The organism is Arthrobacter sp. SD1074B, from assembly GCF_056780195.1.
Window position 1 is genome coordinate 1,888,505 of the sequence record NZ_JBRAZT010000001.1, and the last position, 17,494, is coordinate 1,905,998.

General features: G+C 68.0%; 13 protein-coding genes. All 13 read left to right on the forward strand.

The annotated features are described in order from the left end of the window. Nucleotides 1-23: 23 nt before the first annotated feature. The 13 genes from ACUYM2_RS08750 (at nt 24) to ACUYM2_RS08810 (ending at nt 17,466) form a co-directional block, all read left to right on the forward strand. Entirely contained in the window at nt 24-803 is a 780-nt protein-coding gene (locus tag ACUYM2_RS08750; RefSeq protein WP_481599723.1) for a trans-aconitate 2-methyltransferase, read from the forward strand. 202 nt (nt 804-1,005) lie between these two features. Then, a complete protein-coding gene (locus tag ACUYM2_RS08755; protein WP_481601446.1) occupies nt 1,006-2,754 on the forward strand; it encodes an ABC transporter ATP-binding protein in 1,749 nt (582 codons plus the stop codon). Next, nucleotides 2,751-4,613 carry an ABC transporter ATP-binding protein gene (locus tag ACUYM2_RS08760; protein WP_481599724.1) on the forward strand — a complete coding sequence of 621 codons (1,863 nt, stop codon included), beginning with the start codon at nt 2,751-2,753 and terminating at the stop codon, nt 4,611-4,613. The genes ACUYM2_RS08755 and ACUYM2_RS08760 overlap by 4 nt, the downstream gene beginning before the upstream one ends. Further along, nucleotides 4,610-5,002 carry a GntR family transcriptional regulator gene (locus ACUYM2_RS08765; RefSeq protein ID WP_481599725.1) on the forward strand — a complete coding sequence of 131 codons (393 nt, stop codon included), beginning with the start codon at nt 4,610-4,612 and terminating at the stop codon, nt 5,000-5,002. Before ACUYM2_RS08760 ends, ACUYM2_RS08765 begins: the two co-directional genes overlap by 4 nt. Nucleotides 5,003-5,188: 186 nt before the next feature. Next, entirely contained in the window at nt 5,189-8,044 is a 2,856-nt protein-coding gene (gene uvrA / locus ACUYM2_RS08770) for an excinuclease ABC subunit UvrA (protein ID WP_481601447.1), read from the forward strand. 293 nt (nt 8,045-8,337) lie between these two features. Next, nucleotides 8,338-9,006, forward strand: a complete 669-nt coding sequence (locus tag ACUYM2_RS08775) for a lysophospholipid acyltransferase family protein (RefSeq protein WP_346958160.1) — start codon at nt 8,338-8,340, stop codon at nt 9,004-9,006. A gap of 77 nt (nt 9,007-9,083) precedes the next feature. Continuing rightward, nucleotides 9,084-11,093, forward strand: a complete 2,010-nt coding sequence (uvrC, locus tag ACUYM2_RS08780; protein WP_481599726.1) for an excinuclease ABC subunit UvrC — start codon at nt 9,084-9,086, stop codon at nt 11,091-11,093. A gap of 122 nt (nt 11,094-11,215) precedes the next feature. After that, a complete protein-coding gene (gene rapZ, locus ACUYM2_RS08785; protein ID WP_481599727.1) occupies nt 11,216-12,139 on the forward strand; it encodes an RNase adapter RapZ in 924 nt (307 codons plus the stop codon). Then, a complete protein-coding gene (locus ACUYM2_RS08790; RefSeq protein ID WP_481599728.1) occupies nt 12,139-13,158 on the forward strand; it encodes a gluconeogenesis factor YvcK family protein in 1,020 nt (339 codons plus the stop codon). The genes rapZ and ACUYM2_RS08790 overlap by 1 nt, the downstream gene beginning before the upstream one ends. Before the next feature lie 10 nt (nt 13,159-13,168). Continuing rightward, on the forward strand, nt 13,169-14,149 hold the full coding sequence (gene whiA / locus ACUYM2_RS08795; protein ID WP_481599729.1) for a DNA-binding protein WhiA: 981 nt from the start codon (nt 13,169-13,171) through the stop codon (nt 14,147-14,149). Nucleotides 14,150-14,323: 174 nt separating this feature from the next. After that, the gene (locus tag ACUYM2_RS08800) at nt 14,324-14,947 is read left to right on the forward strand and encodes a superoxide dismutase (RefSeq protein ID WP_481599730.1); all 624 of its coding nucleotides are present in this window, start codon (nt 14,324-14,326) and stop codon (nt 14,945-14,947) included. 271 nt (nt 14,948-15,218) lie between these two features. Continuing rightward, nucleotides 15,219-16,229 (forward strand): type I glyceraldehyde-3-phosphate dehydrogenase, encoded by a 1,011-nt coding sequence (gene gap / locus ACUYM2_RS08805; protein WP_481599731.1) that lies wholly within the window; start codon nt 15,219-15,221, stop codon nt 16,227-16,229. A gap of 10 nt (nt 16,230-16,239) precedes the next feature. Next, the gene (locus tag ACUYM2_RS08810) at nt 16,240-17,466 is read left to right on the forward strand and encodes a phosphoglycerate kinase (protein ID WP_481599732.1); all 1,227 of its coding nucleotides are present in this window, start codon (nt 16,240-16,242) and stop codon (nt 17,464-17,466) included. Nucleotides 17,467-17,494: the final 28 nt, after the last annotated feature.

Here is a 17,494-nt window from a genome sequence, read left to right on the forward strand (position 1 = left end):
GCAGCGGTGAAGCGGAGGAACGCGTGAAGTGGGATCCAGCCAAGTACGTCCAGTTCGGCGACTACCGGGACCGGCCCTTCTTCGACCTGACCGGCCGGATCCAGGCGGACAGCCCGCGTCACGTCGTCGACCTCGGCTGCGGGCCGGGAAACCTGACGGCGACGCTGGCTGCGCGTTGGCCAGGCGCAGCGGTGGAGGGGCTGGACTCCTCCGCGGAAATGCTCGCGAAGGCTGGCGCCATGCCCGCCGCGGCCGGCAACCTGTCCTTCAGCCAGGGGGATATCGCCGCGTGGATGCCTGCGCCGGACACCGACGTCGTCGTCAGCAACGCCGCCTTGCAATGGGTGCCCGGACACCGGGAACTGCTGCCCCGCTGGCTAAAGGCGCTGCGCCCCGGAGCATGGTTCGCCCTGCAGGTACCGGGCAACTTCGATGCGCCCTCGCACACCCTCATGCGCGGGCTCGCCGCGTCGGACAAGTGGTCCGGCCGCCTTGACGGCGTGCTTCGGCACAACGACGTGGTGGCGGGCCCGGAGGAGTACCTTGAGCTGATGCTTGACGCCGGCTGCCACGCGGACGCCTGGGAGACCACCTACCTGCAGCTCCTGCCGGGGGCCGACCCGGTCCTGGAGTGGGTCCGCGGGACCGGCCTCCGCCCAGTGCTTGCCGCGCTAACGGCTGATGAGGGCGCACGCTTCGAGGCCGACTACACGCGGCTCCTGAACGAGGCGTATCCGCCCGGAGCCCGAGGAACGGTGTTCCCGTTCCGGCGGGTCTTCGCGGTGGCCCGCAAAGTCGGCTGAAGCAGCCACGGCCGCCGCCGGCGACACACCCCGGCGGGCGGAAAGCCGCGGCAAAGCTGAACCATTTACGGATATGACACGGCGTGTGACAACTGTTGCCATGTGATGGGGCTTACAATGACAACGCGGTCTGGGGGCGGCCGCGCTCTGGTCCTTATCCTCGCCCTGTTCTAGCGATGGAGGTTCGGTGCTGATCAGCCTGATGCGGCGGCTGCTCGCCGCCCACAGGACGGCTGTCCTGGCCATCATCTGCCTGCAGCTGGTGCAGACCACCGCGAACCTCCTGCTCCCCACGTTGAACGCCGCCATCATCGACGACGGCATCGTCGCCGGCGACACGCCGGTGATCCTCCGGCTGGGCGTCTGGATGGCCGGGATCGCAGCGGTCCAGGTCGGTGCCGCTGTCACCGCCGGCTATCTCGGCGCCGTGGTGGCCATGCGGGTAGGGCGTGAGCTGCGCGAGGAACTTTTTGCCAAGGTCCAGACCTTTTCCTCGCAGGAGGTGGGCGTGTTCGGCGCACCCAGCCTCGTCACCCGGGCCACCAACGACGTCATGCAGATCCAAAGCCTCACCGTCCTCGTCTTCACCATGCTCGTCGCAGCCCCCGCCAGCTTCATCGGCGGCGTCGCACTTGCAGCGCACCAGGACCTGGCGCTTTCCGGCATTGTGGTGGCGGTCATCCCGGTGCTGGCCGGACTGATGCTGCTGATCGTGCGCCGGCTGATCCCGCTGTACCGGCAAGGCCAGGAACTCATCGACCGGATCAGCCGGGTGCTGCGGGAACAGATCATCGGCGCCATCGTCATCCGCGGCTTCGTCCGTCAGGACCATGAGATCCGCCGCTTTGACGCCGCCAACCGGGACCTCACCAGGAACAACCTGGACTCCGCGCTGCTGGTGGCCCGCATGAACCCGGTGATCATGGTGGTGGTCAACCTGTCCTCGGTCGCCGTCGTCTGGTTCGGCGGCCACCGGATCGAGGCCGGACAGATGCGCCTGGGCGCACTGACCGCGTTCATCGCCTACATCCTGCAGATCCTGATCGCCATCATGATGGCCATGTACGTCTTTACGACGGCACCACGGGCGGCGGCCTGCGCCGAGCGCATCCAGGCGGTCCTTGATACCGAGCCGTCCATTGGCGCTCCCACGCCGGAGGGCCCGCCCGCCTCGGCACCCGGCTCGGCGCCGGAGCCGGCGGTGGCGGCCGGCACCGTCGAGTTCCGCGACGTCGCGTTCGCCTACCCCGGTGCCGAAGCGCCGGTGCTCGCCGGGGTGAGCTTCACCGCCGTTCCCGGGACGACGACGGCGATCGTCGGCGCCACGGGCAGCGGCAAGACCACCCTGCTGAACCTGCTACCGCGCTTCCTCGACCCGACGGCGGGCAGCATCAGCCTCGGCGGCCGCGGGATCCGCTCCCTGCCGCTGGCATCGCTGCGGCGAATGATGTCGCTGGTGCCGCAGCACTCCTACCTTTTCTCCGGAACCCTCGCGCAGAACCTGCGGATGGGCGGACCGGCAGCGGACGATGCGGACCTGTGGCAGGCGCTGGAAAGCGCCCAGGCCGCGGACTTCGTCCGGGACCTGCCCGGCGGCCTCGACGCCGCGGTCCGCCAGGGCGGCACCAACTTTTCCGGCGGCCAGCGCCAGCGGCTGTGCATCGCCCGGGCGTTGCTCCGGCCGGCCCCCGTCTACCTGTTCGACGACAGTTTCTCCGCCCTCGACTACCGCACCGACGTCCGTCTCCGCGCGGCGCTGGAGCCACTGCTGCGGACGGCGACCGTGCTGATCGTGGCCGAACGCCTGTCCACGATCGAGGAGGCGGACCTGATCCTCGTGCTCGATGACGGCCGGCTGGTCGCGCAGGGCACACACCACGAGCTGCTGGAGTGCTCCCTGACCTACCGGGAGATCGCCGCCTCCCAACTGGTCCTCGAGGACACCCTATGAGCGCCGAACTCCCGGTGCAGGCCGGGACTCCCGCTGCCAAATGGCGGGCCGCCGGCCGGCTGCTGCGGCTGCTGAAGCCGGTACGCCTCCGCATGGCCGGCGTCATCGCCGCGACCTGCTGCTTCGCGGGCCTGAACGTGGCGGCGCCCAAATACCTCGGCGACGCCACCGACGTCGTGGTCCGCGGCGTGGTCGGCGGCGCCTTCGACGAGCAGCGGCTTGGCCGGCTGCTGCTCGCGGTGGCACTGATGTACCTGGGCGCCTCGCTGTTCAGCTGGGTCCAGGGTGCCCTGACCGCAACGGCGGTACAGCGGCTGGGCTACGGTCTCCGGTCATCCGTGGAGCAAAAGCTGCACGTGCTGCCCTCCAGCCATTTCGACGACCAGCACCGCGGCGACGTGCTCAGCCGGGCCACCAACGACGTGGACAACGTCTCCCAGTCGCTCAACCAGCTGCTCAACCAGCTGATCATGTCGATGCTGATGCTCTCCGGGGCCCTGGCCATGATGTTCTGGCTGTCGCCGCTGCTGGCGTTGATCGCCCTCGCTTCGGTCCCCGTTTCCGCCCTGATCACGGTGTTCGTGGCGCGCAAATCCCAGGCACACTTCACCGGGCAGTGGAGCAGCACCGGTGAACTGCATGCGCACCTGGAGGAATTCTTCACCGGGCACGAAGTCGTGAAGGCCTTCGGCCGGCAAGACGCGGCGGCGGCCACGTTCCGGCAAAGCAACGACCGGCTCTTCCGGTCCGCCGCCAGCGCGCAGTATATGTCCGGCGTCGTACAGCCCCTGATGATCTTCGTCTCCAACCTCAACTACATCGCGGTTGCCGTGATCGGGGCGCTGCAGGTGGCCGCCGGGACCATGACGGTCGGCGGCGTCCAGGCCTTTATCCAGTTCAGCCGGCTCTTCAGCCAGCCGATGGGCCAGATCGGCGGCATGCTCACCCTGATGCAATCCTGCGTGGCCTCGGCCGAACGCGTCTTCGCGCTACTGGACGCTCCGGAAATTCCCGCAGACGCGGCTGAGCCGGCCGCCGGCGCAGCCCGGGCCGCCGCTGCGCGCGCCGCCGACGGTGGCGCCGCCGCCGCGCCCGTCGGCAGGGTTACCTTCGAACACGCCACGTTTGGCTATGCGCCGGGCTCCCCGGCGGTGCAGGACCTGTCCTTCGCCGTCGAGCCGGGCCAGACCGTCGCGATCGTGGGGCATACCGGGGCCGGCAAGACCACGGTGGTCAACCTCGTGATGCGCTTCTACGAGCTGGACTCAGGGCGGATCACGGTGGATGGCGTGGACATTGCCGAACTGCCCCGCGACGGGCTGCGGTCCGCGTTCGGCACCGTAATGCAGGACGCGTGGCTGTTTACCGGCAGTATCCGGGACAACATCGAATACGGCCGGCCCGGCGCCAGCGACGAGGAGGTTCTCGCCGCCGCCCAGGCCAGCCACGTGGACCAGTTCGTCCGCGCCCTCCCGGCCGGCTACGCCACGATGCTCGGCAACGACGGCGATTCCCTCAGCCGCGGCCAGCGGCAGCTTATCTCGATCGCCCGGGCGCAGCTGGCCGGGCGCAACATCCTGATCCTCGATGAGGCGACCAGCTCGGTGGACAGCCGCACCGAGGTGCAGATCCGGCAGGCCATGGCCCGGCTGCGGCAGGGCAGGACCAGCTTCGTGATCGCCCACCGCTTGTCCACGGTCCGGGACGCTGATCTAATTCTGGTCATGGACCACGGACAGATTGTTGAGCAGGGGACCCACCGGGAACTGATGGCGGGGGAGGGGCTGTACACCGCCCTCTACCGCGCCCAGTTCGCCCGCAACGAACGGCCCGAGGGTGTCCTGGAGCCGGAACTGTGAGCTCCGGCGAGCGGACCGAGGGCCGGTTCCCCGGCACCTGGAAGCCCAATGCCGGCAGTTCGGTGCCGCTGTTCGAGCAGCTCAGGCTGAACATCATCGAGCAGGCTGACAACGGCGCCCTGGCCCCGGGCACCCGGCTCCCGGCCGTGCGCAGCCTGGCGGCCGAACTTGGCGTGGCACCGCACACCGTGGCGCGCGCCTACAAGGAATTGGAAGCCGCCGGCATCGTGGCGACGCAGGGCCGGAACGGCACGGTTGTCTGTGCCCGCGACGAGGCCTGGGGTTCGCTCACGGCCGCCGCCGCGGAGTTCGCGGCGGCCGCCAAAGCCCAAGGCGCCAGCTTTGCCGAGGCCGTCCAGCTGCTGGCCGCGGCGTACGACCGGCACTAGGCCACCTTCCAATAGCACAACCACGGCCCGAATAGATATTCGAAGAAGTTTTCGATTAGCATTGGAGGCGTGCCTAAAGCCTTAGCTGAAGAACCCGCCGTCGATGTCCAGCCTGCTGCCGCACCGGTGAAGACCGGAAAAGCGGGCAGCCCCCAGCCGTCCCGCCCGGCGTCGGCGGGCGCGGAACTGGCCCGCCCCGACCTGTCCCGCCTCGTCGTGAAGGGCGCGCGCGAACACAACCTGCGCAACGTCGACCTCGACCTGCCGCGCGACGCGATGATCGTCTTCACCGGCCTCTCCGGCTCCGGTAAGTCCTCCCTCGCCTTCGACACCATCTTCGCCGAGGGCCAGCGGCGCTATGTCGAATCGCTCTCGGCCTACGCCCGCCAGTTCCTGGGCCAGGTGGACAAGCCCGACGTCGACTTCATCGAGGGCCTCTCCCCGGCGGTGTCGATCGACCAAAAGTCCACGAGCAAGAACCCGCGCTCCACCGTGGGCACCATCACCGAGATTTATGACTACATGCGCCTTCTCTGGGCCCGGGTGGGACGCCCGCATTGCCCGGTCTGCGGCGAGCCGGTCACCAAGCAGACCCCGCAGCAGATCGTCGACCAACTCCTGGAACTGCCCGAGGGCACCCGGTTCCAGGTGCTGGCGCCGGTGGTCCGCGGCCGCAAGGGCGAGTTTGTCGAGCTGTTCAAGGAGCTCACCGCTAAGGGCTACTCCCGGGCCCGCGTGGACGACAAGCTGATCCAGCTCAGCGATCCGCCCAAGCTGGGCAAACAGTTCAAGCACACCATCGAAGTGGTGGTGGACCGCCTGGTCGTGAAGGAGGGCATCAGCCAGCGCCTCACCGACTCGGTGGAAACCGCGCTGGGCCTGGCCGAGGGCCGGGTCCTGGCCGAATTCGTCGACCTCGACGCCGACGATCCGGAGCGGATCCGCGCCTTCTCCGAGCACCTCGCGTGCCCCAACGAGCACCCTCTCGCCATTGATGAGATCGAACCCCGCTCCTTCTCCTTCAACAACCCGTTCGGCGCCTGCTCCGCCTGCAGCGGCATCGGCACCAAGCTGGAGGTCGACGAGGAACTCCTCATTCCCAACCCGGAGCTCTCGCTCTCCGAGGGCGCCATCGCGCCCTGGTCGCTCGGCACCGCCACCACGGAGTACTGGAACCGGCTCCTCGGCGGCCTGGCCAAGGAGATCGGCTTCAAGATGACCACGCCGTGGGAGAAGCTCTCCGCCGAGGCGCGGCAAACGGTGCTGCACGGCAAGGACCACCAGGTTGTGGTGCAGTACCGCAACCGCTTCGGCCGGGAACGCAAGTACAGCACCGGCTTCGAAGGCGTGGTCCAGTACGTGCACCGTAAACACACGGAAACGGATTCCGACTCGGCGCGGGACCGCTACGAGGAGTACATGCGCCAGGTCCCCTGCCCGGCGTGCAAAGGCGCCCGGCTGAACCCCGCGTCCCTCTCGGTCCTGATCAACGGTAAGTCGATCGCCGAGGTTGCGGCGCTGCCGATGCGTGACTGTGCGCACTTCCTGGACACCCTGGTCCTCAGCGGCCGCGAGGCCCAGATCGCGCACCAGGTCCTCAAGGAAATCCAGGCCCGACTGACCTTCCTGCTCGACGTCGGCCTGGAATACCTGAACCTGGAGCGGCCCTCGGGCACGCTGTCCGGCGGTGAGGCCCAGCGCATCCGCCTCGCCACCCAGATCGGTTCCGGCCTGGTCGGCGTGCTGTACGTGCTCGACGAGCCGTCCATCGGGCTGCACCAGCGCGACAACCGCCGCCTGATCGAAACCCTCACCCGGCTCCGGGACCTGGGCAACACCCTGATCGTGGTCGAGCACGACGAGGACACCATCCACGAGGCGGACTGGGTCGTGGACATCGGACCGGGCGCCGGCGAGCACGGCGGCATGGTGGTCCACTCCGGGTCCTACCAGGACCTGCTGAAGAACACAGAGTCCCTGACCGGCGACTACCTCTCCGGGCGGAAGTCCATCGAAGTGCCGAAGAAGCGGCGCAAGTACGACAAGAAGCGTGAGCTCAAGGTCGTCGGTGCCAAGGAAAACAACCTGCTCAACGTGGACGCCGCCTTCCCGCTGGGCCTGTTCACGGCCGTCACGGGCGTCAGCGGCTCCGGCAAGTCCACCCTGGTCAACGAGATCCTCTACAAGGTGCTCGCCAACAAGCTCAACGGCGCCAAGCAGGTCGCCGGGCGGCACAAGACCGTCCAGGGCCTCGAACACCTGGACAAGGTGGTGCACGTCGACCAGAGCCCCATCGGCCGCACCCCGAGGTCCAACCCGGCCACCTACACGGGCGTGTTCGACCACATCCGGAAGCTTTTCGCCGAGACCAACGAGGCCAAGGTCCGGGGCTACCAGCCGGGCCGGTTCTCCTTCAACGTCAAGGGCGGACGCTGCGAGGCCTGCTCCGGCGACGGCACGCTCAAGATCGAGATGAACTTCCTGCCGGACGTCTACGTCCCCTGCGAGGTCTGCCACGGCGCACGCTACAACCGCGAGACACTCGAGGTGCACTACAAGGGCAAGACCATCGCGGACGTGCTGAACATGCCGATCGAAGAGGGCGCCGAGTTCTTCGCCGCGTTCTCGCCGATCGCCCGGCACCTGCGGACCCTCGTCGACGTCGGCCTCGGCTACGTGCGCCTCGGCCAGCCCGCCACGACGCTCTCCGGCGGTGAGGCGCAGCGCGTGAAGCTGGCCGCGGAACTGCAAAAGCGCTCGAACGGCCGGAGCGTCTACGTACTCGACGAGCCCACCACCGGGCTGCACTTCGAGGACATCCGCAAGCTCCTGATGGTCCTGCAGGGCCTGGTCGAGAAGGGCAACACCGTGATCACGATCGAGCACAACCTCGACGTCATCAAGAGCGCGGACTGGATCGTGGACCTGGGCCCCGACGGCGGTTCCGGCGGTGGCCGGGTGGTCGCTTCCGGAACGCCGGAGCAGGTCGCGAAGTCAAAGGACAGCCACACCGCGGCCTTCCTGGCCGAAATCCTCAGCTGAGCCGCTGCCCGCGCAAATGCCCTGTCGCCGCCGGAATTCCGGCAGCGGCGGGGCATTTATGCGCACCAGTGCGGCCAGGAAGGTGAGGGGAAAGTATTCCGGAAGGAGTATGCGAGTTTCTGGCATCCCCCTACTCGTGAGAAACTAGGGCCCGTGACGCCTGTAACAGTGCCCGTACTCGTCGACCGTGACGGCACCCCTGTCTATCGTCCACACCGCCACGGCGCTTCACGCTACGATCACCAGACTCTCCGAATGCCCGGGGACCACAGCCCTGAATGAGGTGCACACCATTGGCAATGTTTGACGCGATCCGCTGGACCACGCGTGGGCTCATTTCCTCCACGTGCCGGCCCACAGTCGTCGGACTCGAGAACGTGCCCAAGGAAGGCCCGTTCATCGTGGCGCCCAACCACCTGTCTTTTTTGGACAGCGTGATCGTCCAGGCGCTGATGCCCCGCCCGGTGGCGTTTTTCGCCAAGGCGGAGTATTTCACCACCGGCGGCGTCAAGGGCAAGGTGATGAAGTCCTTCTTCGAGGCTGTCGGCTCCATCCCGGTGGAGCGCGGCGAACAGGCCGCCAGTGTGCAGGCCCTGAAGACCCTGCTGGACATCCTTGACGCCGGGAAGGGCGTCGGAATCTACCCCGAGGGCACCCGCTCCCGCGACGGCATCCTCTACCGCGGCCGCACCGGCGTCGGCTGGCTGGCCCTCACCACGGGCGCCCCGGTGATCCCGGTCGGGCTGATCGGCACGGAGAACCTGCAGCCGGCTGACAGCAACAAGGTCACCCCGCAGCACTTCACCATGAAGGTGGGCGAGCCGCTCTATTTCGACAAGACCGGGCCGGACCATTCCCTGCCGGCGCGGCGCCAGGTCACGGACCGGATCATGGACGCGATCGCCGAACTGAGCGGGCAGCAGCGGGCCACCACCTACAACCAGAGCAAGAGCGTCGATTAGCCGCGCCGCCGGACCGTCAAAGCCGCTGCGGCGGGGCACGGTCGGCTGCGCGCCGGCCGGCTCAGTAGAATGGACTGGTGGCAAATCCAGCTAGTTACCGCCCCCAGACAGGGGAGATCCCGACGAACCCGGGCGTTTACCGCTTTCGCGACCCGCACGGCCGGGTCATCTACGTCGGCAAGGCCAAGAACCTCCGCTCCCGGCTGAACTCCTACTTCGCCAACCCCGCGGGACTGATGCCCAAAACCCACGCCATGGTGCACACCGCCAGCAGCGTGGAGTGGACCGTCGTCGGCAGCGAGCTGGAATCCCTGCAGCTGGAGTACACCTGGATCAAGGAATTCAAGCCGCGGTTCAACGTGATGTTCCGCGACGACAAGTCCTATCCGTACCTCGCCGTCACGATGGGGGAGAAGTACCCCCGGGTGCAGGTCCTGCGCGGCGAACGCCGCAAAGGCACCCGGTACTTCGGCCCGTACACGGCCGGCGCCATCCGCGACACCATGGACACCCTGCTGCGGGTCTTCCCGGTCCGCAGCTGCAGCGCCGGCGTCCTGAAACGTGCCGAAGCGAGCGGGCGGCCCTGCCTGCTCGGCTACATCGACAAGTGTGCCGCGCCCTGCGTCGGCCGGATCTCGGCCGAGGACCACCGCGCCCTGGCGGAGGACTTCTGCGCCTTTATGGGCGGCGAAGCGAAACGCTTCGTCTCCCGGCTGGAGAAGGACATGGCCGCGGCCGTCGCCGAGCTGGACTACGAACGCGCCGCCCGGCTGCGCGATGACATCATCGCGCTGAAAAAGGTCTTTGAACGCAACGCCGTGGTCCTGGCCGAGGACACCGACGCCGACGTGTTTGCACTGCACGAGGACGAGCTCGAGGCCGCGGTCCAGGTCTTCCACGTCCGGGGCGGCCGGATCCGCGGCCAGCGCGGCTGGGTGGTGGAAAAGGTCGAGGACTCCACCACCCCGGACCTCGTGGAACACCTCTTGCAGCAGGTCTACGGCGAGGAAGGCGAAAGCCAGGGCCGGATGCCCCGTGAGGTGCTCGTCCCGGCCGAGCCCAGCAACGCCGCCGAACTCGCCCAATGGCTCAGCGGGCTGCGCGGCGCCCGGGTGGACATCCGGGTCCCGCAGCGCGGCGACAAGGCCGCCCTGCTTTCCACCGTGCGGGACAACGCCGAACACGCCCTCAAGCTGCACAAATCACGGCGCGCCGGCGACCTGACCATGCGCTCACAGGCGCTCCAGGAACTGCAGGAAGCCCTGGACCTGCCCGTCGCGCTGCTGCGGATCGAGTGTTTCGACATCTCGCACGTGCAGGGCACCAACGTGGTCGGCTCGATGGTGGTGGTCGAGGACGGCCTGCCGAAGAAATCCGACTACCGGAAATTCTCGGTCACCGGCGCGGCGGCCAACGACGACACAGCCGCGATGCACGACGTCCTGACCCGGCGTTTCCGGAACTACCTGCAGGAACAGGCAGAGAAGACGGCCGCCGGCCCCGGCCCGTTGGCCAGCGCGGAGGCCGCAGCAGTGGCCGACGCCCCGCTCACCGACACGACGACGCCGGCGCCCCGAACGAAGTTCGCCTACCCGCCGAACCTCGTCGTCGTCGACGGCGGCAAGCCCCAGGTCAACGCCGCGGCGAAGGCCCTCGCAGAGCTGGGCATCGAGGACGTGTACGTGGTCGGCCTCGCCAAGCGGCTCGAGGAAGTCTGGCTGCCGGACAGCGATTTTCCGGTCATCCTGCCCCGCGCCTCCGCCGGCCTGTACCTGCTGCAGCGGATCCGGGACGAGGCGCACCGCTTCGCCATCTCCTTCCACCGGCAAAAGCGCGGCAAGGCCATGACGGTCTCCGCGCTCGACGGCGTGCCCGGCCTCGGCGACTCCAAGCGCAAGGCCCTGCTGAGCCAGTTCGGGTCGGTGAAAAGCATCAGGACCGCCAGCGTCGAGGAGCTGACGGCCGCCAAGGGGATCGGGCCCGCCCTCGCCGGTGCGATCGTGCGGCATTTCAGCGCGGACGACGGCGCCGACGGGCCTGTTGTCCCGGCCGTGAACATGACGACGGGCGAAATCCTCGAAACTTAGCTAGCACCGGCAATCTTAGCTAGGGTAAGGAGCTGAGGTATGGCGCGCGGACGGCAGGCAGTAGGCCCCGGACCGCGGCCGCCGGGCAAAGCAGAGCAGACAGCAGAGATGGGGCACGACTGATGGCAGAGTCAACGGCAGGATCCGGCATGGAGGCGGACGGCTTGACCCCCGTCAAGCCGATTGAGGCCGAGCTGCTCGTGGTGACCGGGATGTCGGGGGCGGGCCGGAGCACCGCGTCGGATGCCCTCGAGGACCGCGGCTGGTACGTCGTGGACAACCTTCCGCCGCAGATGCTCGGGACGCTGGCGGAGCTCGTCTCCCACGCGCCCGGTTCCATCTCCAAACTCGCCGTCGTCGTCGACGTGCGCAGCAAGGACCTGTTCGCGGACATCCGCACCGCGCTGCGCAACCTCGAGGCCAGCGGCGTCACCTTCCGTGTGCTCTTCCTGGACGCCAGCGACGACGTCCTGGTGCGCCGCTTCGAACAGGGCCGGCGCCCGCACCCGCTGCAGGGCGGCGGCAGGATCCTCGACGGCATCGCCGCGGAACGCGAACTGCTGCAGGAGCTGCGCGACTCGGCGGATATTGTCCTGGATACCTCGACGCTGAACGTGCACGGCCTCGCGACCGCCATCACCGAACTGTTCAGCGAAACGGGCCCCGTCGCCCTGCGGCTCAACGTCATGAGTTTCGGCTTCAAATACGGGCTGCCGGTGGACGCCAACTTCGTCGCCGACGCCCGCTTTATCCCCAACCCGCACTGGGTCCCGCAACTGCGCCCGCACACCGGGCTGGACAAGGACGTCAGCGACTACGTGCTCGACGCCGAGGGTGTGGGCAACTTCGTGGAGCGCTACGTGTTGGCGCTGGAACCGGTCCTGGACGGCTACCGGCGCGAGAACAAGCATTACGCGACCATCGCCGTGGGCTGCACCGGCGGCAAGCACCGCTCGGTCGCCGTCGCCGTCGAACTCTCGCGGCGGCTGGCGCAGTACCCCCGGGTCACCGTCACCACCACCCACCGGGATCTGGGCCGCGAGTAATGGCGCTGCTCACCGGGCCGCTGCCCCTGGTTCCGGCCGCCAGCGCGGCCTCCGCCGGCCAGCAGGACAAGGGCCCTTCCGTGGTCGCGCTCGGCGGCGGCCACGGCCTCTCCGCTTCCCTCTCGGCGCTGCGCCTGCTCACCTCCGAACTGACCGCCATCGTCACGGTCGCGGACGACGGCGGGTCCTCGGGCCGGCTGCGCGACGAGTACGGCGTGCTCCCGCCGGGTGACCTCCGGATGGCGTTGTCCGCGCTGTGCGACGACACGGACTGGGGCCGGACCTGGCGCGACGTCATGCAGCACCGGTTCAAGCCCGGCAAGGGCCGCGGCGGCTCGCTCGACGAGCACGCCATGGGCAACCTGCTGATCGTCACGCTCTGGGAACTGCTCGGCGACGCCGTCGTCGGACTGCAATGGGCCGGGGCACTGCTTGGCGCCCGGGGACAGGTCCTGCCGATGTCCACCACCCCGCTCACCATCGAAGGCGAAGTCCGGGTAGCCGGACCCGACGGCAGTTCGGTCCTGCAGACCGTCAGCGGACAGGCCAAATGCGCCGTCGCCGGTTCGCTTGAAGCCGTCCGGCTGCTGCCGGAAGCCGCACCGGCCTGCGTGGAGGCGCTGACCGCGATTGAGCTCGCCGACTGGGTGGTCCTGGGCCCCGGCTCCTGGTACACCTCGGTCCTGCCGCACCTGTTGCTGCCTGAAATGCGCGACGCGCTGTGCAAGACGGAGGCGCGGCGGTGCCTGACGATGAACCTCGCCACGGACACCAAGGAGACCCTCGGGATGAGCGCCGCGGACCACCTGCGCGTGCTGCGCGACTACGCACCGGACTTCAGTATCGACGTCGTGCTGGCCGACCCCGCCTCCGTGCCGGACCTCCCGGACTTCGAACGGGCCGCCGGGATGCTCGGAGCAGAGGTGGTCTTGGGTAAAGTAGGGGCGTCGAGCCGCCGGCCGATCCACGACCCGCTGCGTCTGGCAACGGCGTACCACGACATTTTCGGGAACAGGTAGGAAAGGTGCCATGGCACTGACAGCATCAGTCAAGGAAGAACTTTCCCGGCTGGACATCAAGAAGTCCTCGGTCCGCAAGGCTGAAGTGTCCGCCATGCTCCGTTTCGCGGGGGGACTGCACATCATCTCCGGCCGGATCGTGATCGAGGCCGAGGTGGACCTCGCCTCCACCGCGCGCCGGCTGCGCGCTGCGATCGCCGAGGTGTACGGGCACCAGAGCGAGATCATCGTCGTCTCCGGCGGAGGTCTGCGCCGCGGCAGCCGCTACGTGGTCCGGGTGGTCCGCGACGGCGAGGCCCTGGCCCGCCAGACCGGCCTGCTGGACGCCCGCGGCCGGCCCGTCCGGGGCCTGCCCTCGGTGGTGGTGAACGGGTCCGCCGCCGACGCCGAGGCCGTCTGGCGCGGGGCGTTCCTGGCCCACGGTTCGCTCACCGAGCCCGGGCGTTCCTCGGCCATGGAAGTCACCTGTCCCGGCCCCGAGTCCGCTCTCGCCCTCGTGGGCGCCGCCCGCCGCCTCGGCATCCAGGCTAAGGCACGCGAGGTCAGGGGAGTGGACCGCGTTGTGATCCGCGACGGCGATACCATCGCGGCGCTGCTGACCCGGATGGGCGCGCACGACGCGCTGATGGTCTGGGAGGAACGGCGGATGCGCAAGGAGGTCCGCGCCACGGCGAACCGGCTGGCCAACTTCGACGATGCCAACCTGCGCCGCTCGGCGCAGGCCGCCGTCGCGGCCGGCGCCCGGGTCGAACGGGCACTGGAGATCCTCGGCGACGACGTCCCGGACCACCTCAAATACGCCGGCGAACTCCGCGTGGCGCACAAGCAGGCCAGCCTGGACGAGCTGGGCCGGCTCGCCGACCCGGTGATGACCAAGGACGCCATCGCCGGCCGGATCCGCCGCCTCCTGGCGATGGCGGACAAGCGGGCGCAGGACCTGGGCATCCCCGGCACCGAGGCGAACGTGACCGCGGAAATGCTGGACGAGTAGCCACCAGCCGGCGTCAGGTCCAGAATCGGATCCAGCGGCCGGGAATACCTCAGCAGGACCGGAGGCTATGCCCACTGGATCCGCATCCATAAACTTCCGGGTGTCCAACCATCCGGATGCACAATCCGAGAGTTAGCAAAACCGGACGAACCGTCCACGACATTGGAGGATTTTGTGACCGAGTACGTACTGCCTGAACTTGACTACGATTACGCCGCGCTGGAGCCCCACATCTCCGCAAAGATCATGGAGCTGCACCACAGCAAGCACCACGCCACCTACGTGGCCGGCGCCAACAACGCGCTCGCGCAGCTGGCCGAGGCGCGCGAAAAGGGCGACTTCGCCAACATCAACCGCCTCTCCAAGGACCTTGCGTTCCACACCGGCGGACACGTCAACCACTCCGTGTTCTGGAAGAACCTCTCCCCGGACGGCGGCGACAAGCCTGAAGGTGAGCTCGCGGCGGCCATCGACGACGCCTTCGGCTCCTTCGACGCCTTCCGCGCCCAGTTCAGCGCCGCGGCGCTGGGCCTGCAGGGCTCCGGCTGGGGCTTCCTCGCCTATGAGCCGATCGGCGGCAACCTTGTCATCGAGCAGCTCTACGACCAGCAGGGCAACGTGGCACTGGGCACCACGCCGCTGCTGATGCTGGACATGTGGGAGCACGCCTTCTACCTGGACTACGTCAACGTCAAGGCCGACTACGTCAAGGCCTTCTGGAACATCGTGAACTGGGCCGACGTCGCCAAGCGCTTCGACGTTGCCCGGAAGAACGCCACCGGCCTGATCACCCTCTAGGGCGGTCCGGCGCACAGCCGAAATACCGCTGTAACAAAGTTCACATTCCGGACCGTTAGGCTCGAAATGTGGACAGCCCGCCCCCGCACTTGCGGGGGCGGGCCCAGTTAAACGTAAGATGGATCACGGAAGGCGGTTAGCCTTCAGCAACGTGGCTGGTCGCCCTCCGATCTGGTAATCATCTCTGCCCAATGGCGTGCGGGATCTGTTAGTTGGCTTGAACGCCTACTCAACTAGTCGTGCTTGATAGAGCACCAAGGAGACTGAAAACGTGACGACACGTATTGGTATCAACGGCTTCGGCCGCATCGGCCGCAACTACTTCCGCGCCGCCCTGGCGCAGGGAGCGGACATCGAGATCGTTGCAGTCAACGACCTCACCAGCCCGGAAGCCCTCGCCCACCTCTTCAAGTACGACTCCGTCGGCGGCCGCCTGGCCGAAAGCATCGAGGTCAAGGACGGCAACATCGTCGTCGACGGCAAGACCGTCAAGGTCCTCGCCGAGCGCGACCCGGCCAAGCTCCCCTGGGGCGAACTGGGTGTCGACATCGTGATCGAATCCACCGGCTTCTTCACCAAGGCCGCCGATGCGCAGAAGCACATCGACGCCGGCGCCAAGAAGGTCCTGATCTCCGCCCCCGCCTCGGATGAGGACATCACGATTGTGATGGGCGTCAATGAAGGCCTCTACGACAACGCCGCGCACAACATCATCTCCAACGCCTCCTGCACCACCAACTGCCTTGGCCCGCTGGCCAAGGCCATCAACGACGCCTTCGGCATCGAGCGCGGCCTGATGACCACCATCCACGCCTACACCGCGGACCAGAACCTGCAGGACGGCCCGCACAAGGACCTGCGCCGGGCCCGCGCCGCGGCCATCAACATGGTCCCCACCTCCACCGGCGCCGCGAAGGCCATCGGCCTGGTCCTGCCGGAACTCAAGGGCAAGCTGGACGGCTACGCCATCCGCGTCCCGGTTCCCACGGGCTCCGCCACCGACCTCACCGTGACCGTCTCCCGCGAGACCACCGTCGAGGAAGTCAACGCCGCCCTCAAGGCTGCATCCGAGACCGAAGAGCTCAAGGGCCTGCTGACCTACACCGACGAGCCGATCGTCTCCTCGGACATCGTCGGGGACCCGGCGTCGTCCATCTTCGACTCCGGCCTGACCAAGGTGATCGGCAACCAGGTCAAGGTTGTTTCCTGGTACGACAACGAGTGGGGCTACTCCAACCGCCTCGTCGACCTCACGGAGCTCGTCGCGTCGAAGCTGGGCTAGGGTAAGACCCATGACATTCCACACCCTCGACGAACTGATCGCTGATGGTGTCCGCGGGCGGTACGTTCTGGTCAGAAGTGACCTGAACGTGCCGCTCGACGGCTCTGCAGTCACTGACGACGGCCGGATCAAGGCCTCCCTGCCAGTGCTGTCGAAGCTCACGGACGCCGGTGCCCGCGTGCTGGTCACAGCGCACCTCGGCCGCCCCAAAGGCGCCCCGGAGGAGAAGTACTCGCTCAAGCCCGCCGTGGCGCGCCTGGCCGGGCTCGCGTCCTTCAAAGTTACCCTTGCCGAGGACATCGTCGGCGGATCCGCCAGGGCGGCCGCCGCCGCGCTGGCGGACGGCGAAGCCCTGGTCCTAGAAAACGTGCGCTTTGATGCCCGTGAGACGTCCAAGGACGACGCCGAACGCGGTGCCTTCGCCGACGAGCTGGTCGCCCTCACCGGCGACAACGGCGCCTTCGTTGACGATGCTTTCGGTGCCGTGCACCGCAAGCACGCCTCCGTCTACGACGTCGCGACCCGGCTGCCGTCCTACCAGGGCGACCTGGTCCGCACCGAGGTCGAGGTGCTGCGCAAGCTGACCACGGACACCCAGCGGCCCTACGTTGTGGTGCTCGGCGGTTCCAAGGTGTCGGACAAGCTCGCCGTGATCGCCAACCTGATCGGCAAAGCGGACACCATCCTGGTGGGTGGCGGCATGCTGTTCACCTTCCTCGCCGCTGCCGGCCACAAGGTTGCGGGCAGCCTGCTCGAAGAGGACCAGATCCCGGTCGTGCAGGACTACCTCAAACGAGCCGCGGACGCCGGCACGGAATTTGTGGTCCCCACCGATGTTGTGGTGGCTGCCAAGTTCGCCGCCGACGCCGACCACGAAACGGTGTCCGCGGACGCTATTGAGTCCAGCAGCTTCGGCGCCTCCGGCATCGGCCTGGACATCGGACCGGACTCGGCCGCCGCTTTCGCGGAACGGATCAAGGGCGCCAGGACGGTGTTCTGGAACGGTCCGATGGGCGTCTTCGAGTTCCCCGCCTTCGCCGCCGGCACCCGGGCCGTCGCCCAGGCGCTGTCGGAGACGACCGCGTTCACGGTCGTGGGCGGCGGCGACTCGGCCGCCGCGGTGCGGACCCTCGGCTTCGCCGACGACCAGTTCGGACACATTTCCACCGGCGGCGGCGCCAGCCTGGAATACCTTGAAGGCAAGGAACTCCCCGGCCTGAGCGTGCTGGACCGCTAGAACTCCCAGCCGGCCGGGTCCCTGTTCC

What these genes read in the sequence shown, in the direction of transcription:
- ACUYM2_RS08755 (WP_481601446.1), top strand. Translation starts at nt 1,006, where the DNA reads ATGCGGCGGCTGCTCGCCGCCCACAGGACGGCTGTCCTGGCCATCATC.
- ACUYM2_RS08760 (WP_481599724.1), top strand. Translation starts at nt 2,751, where the DNA reads ATGAGCGCCGAACTCCCGGTGCAGGCCGGGACTCCCGCTGCCAAATGG.
- rapZ (WP_481599727.1), top strand. Translation starts at nt 11,216, where the DNA reads ATGGCAGAGTCAACGGCAGGATCCGGCATGGAGGCGGACGGCTTGACC.
- ACUYM2_RS08790 (WP_481599728.1), top strand. Translation starts at nt 12,139, where the DNA reads ATGGCGCTGCTCACCGGGCCGCTGCCCCTGGTTCCGGCCGCCAGCGCG.
- whiA (WP_481599729.1), top strand. Translation starts at nt 13,169, where the DNA reads ATGGCACTGACAGCATCAGTCAAGGAAGAACTTTCCCGGCTGGACATC.
- ACUYM2_RS08810 (WP_481599732.1), top strand. Translation starts at nt 16,240, where the DNA reads ATGACATTCCACACCCTCGACGAACTGATCGCTGATGGTGTCCGCGGG.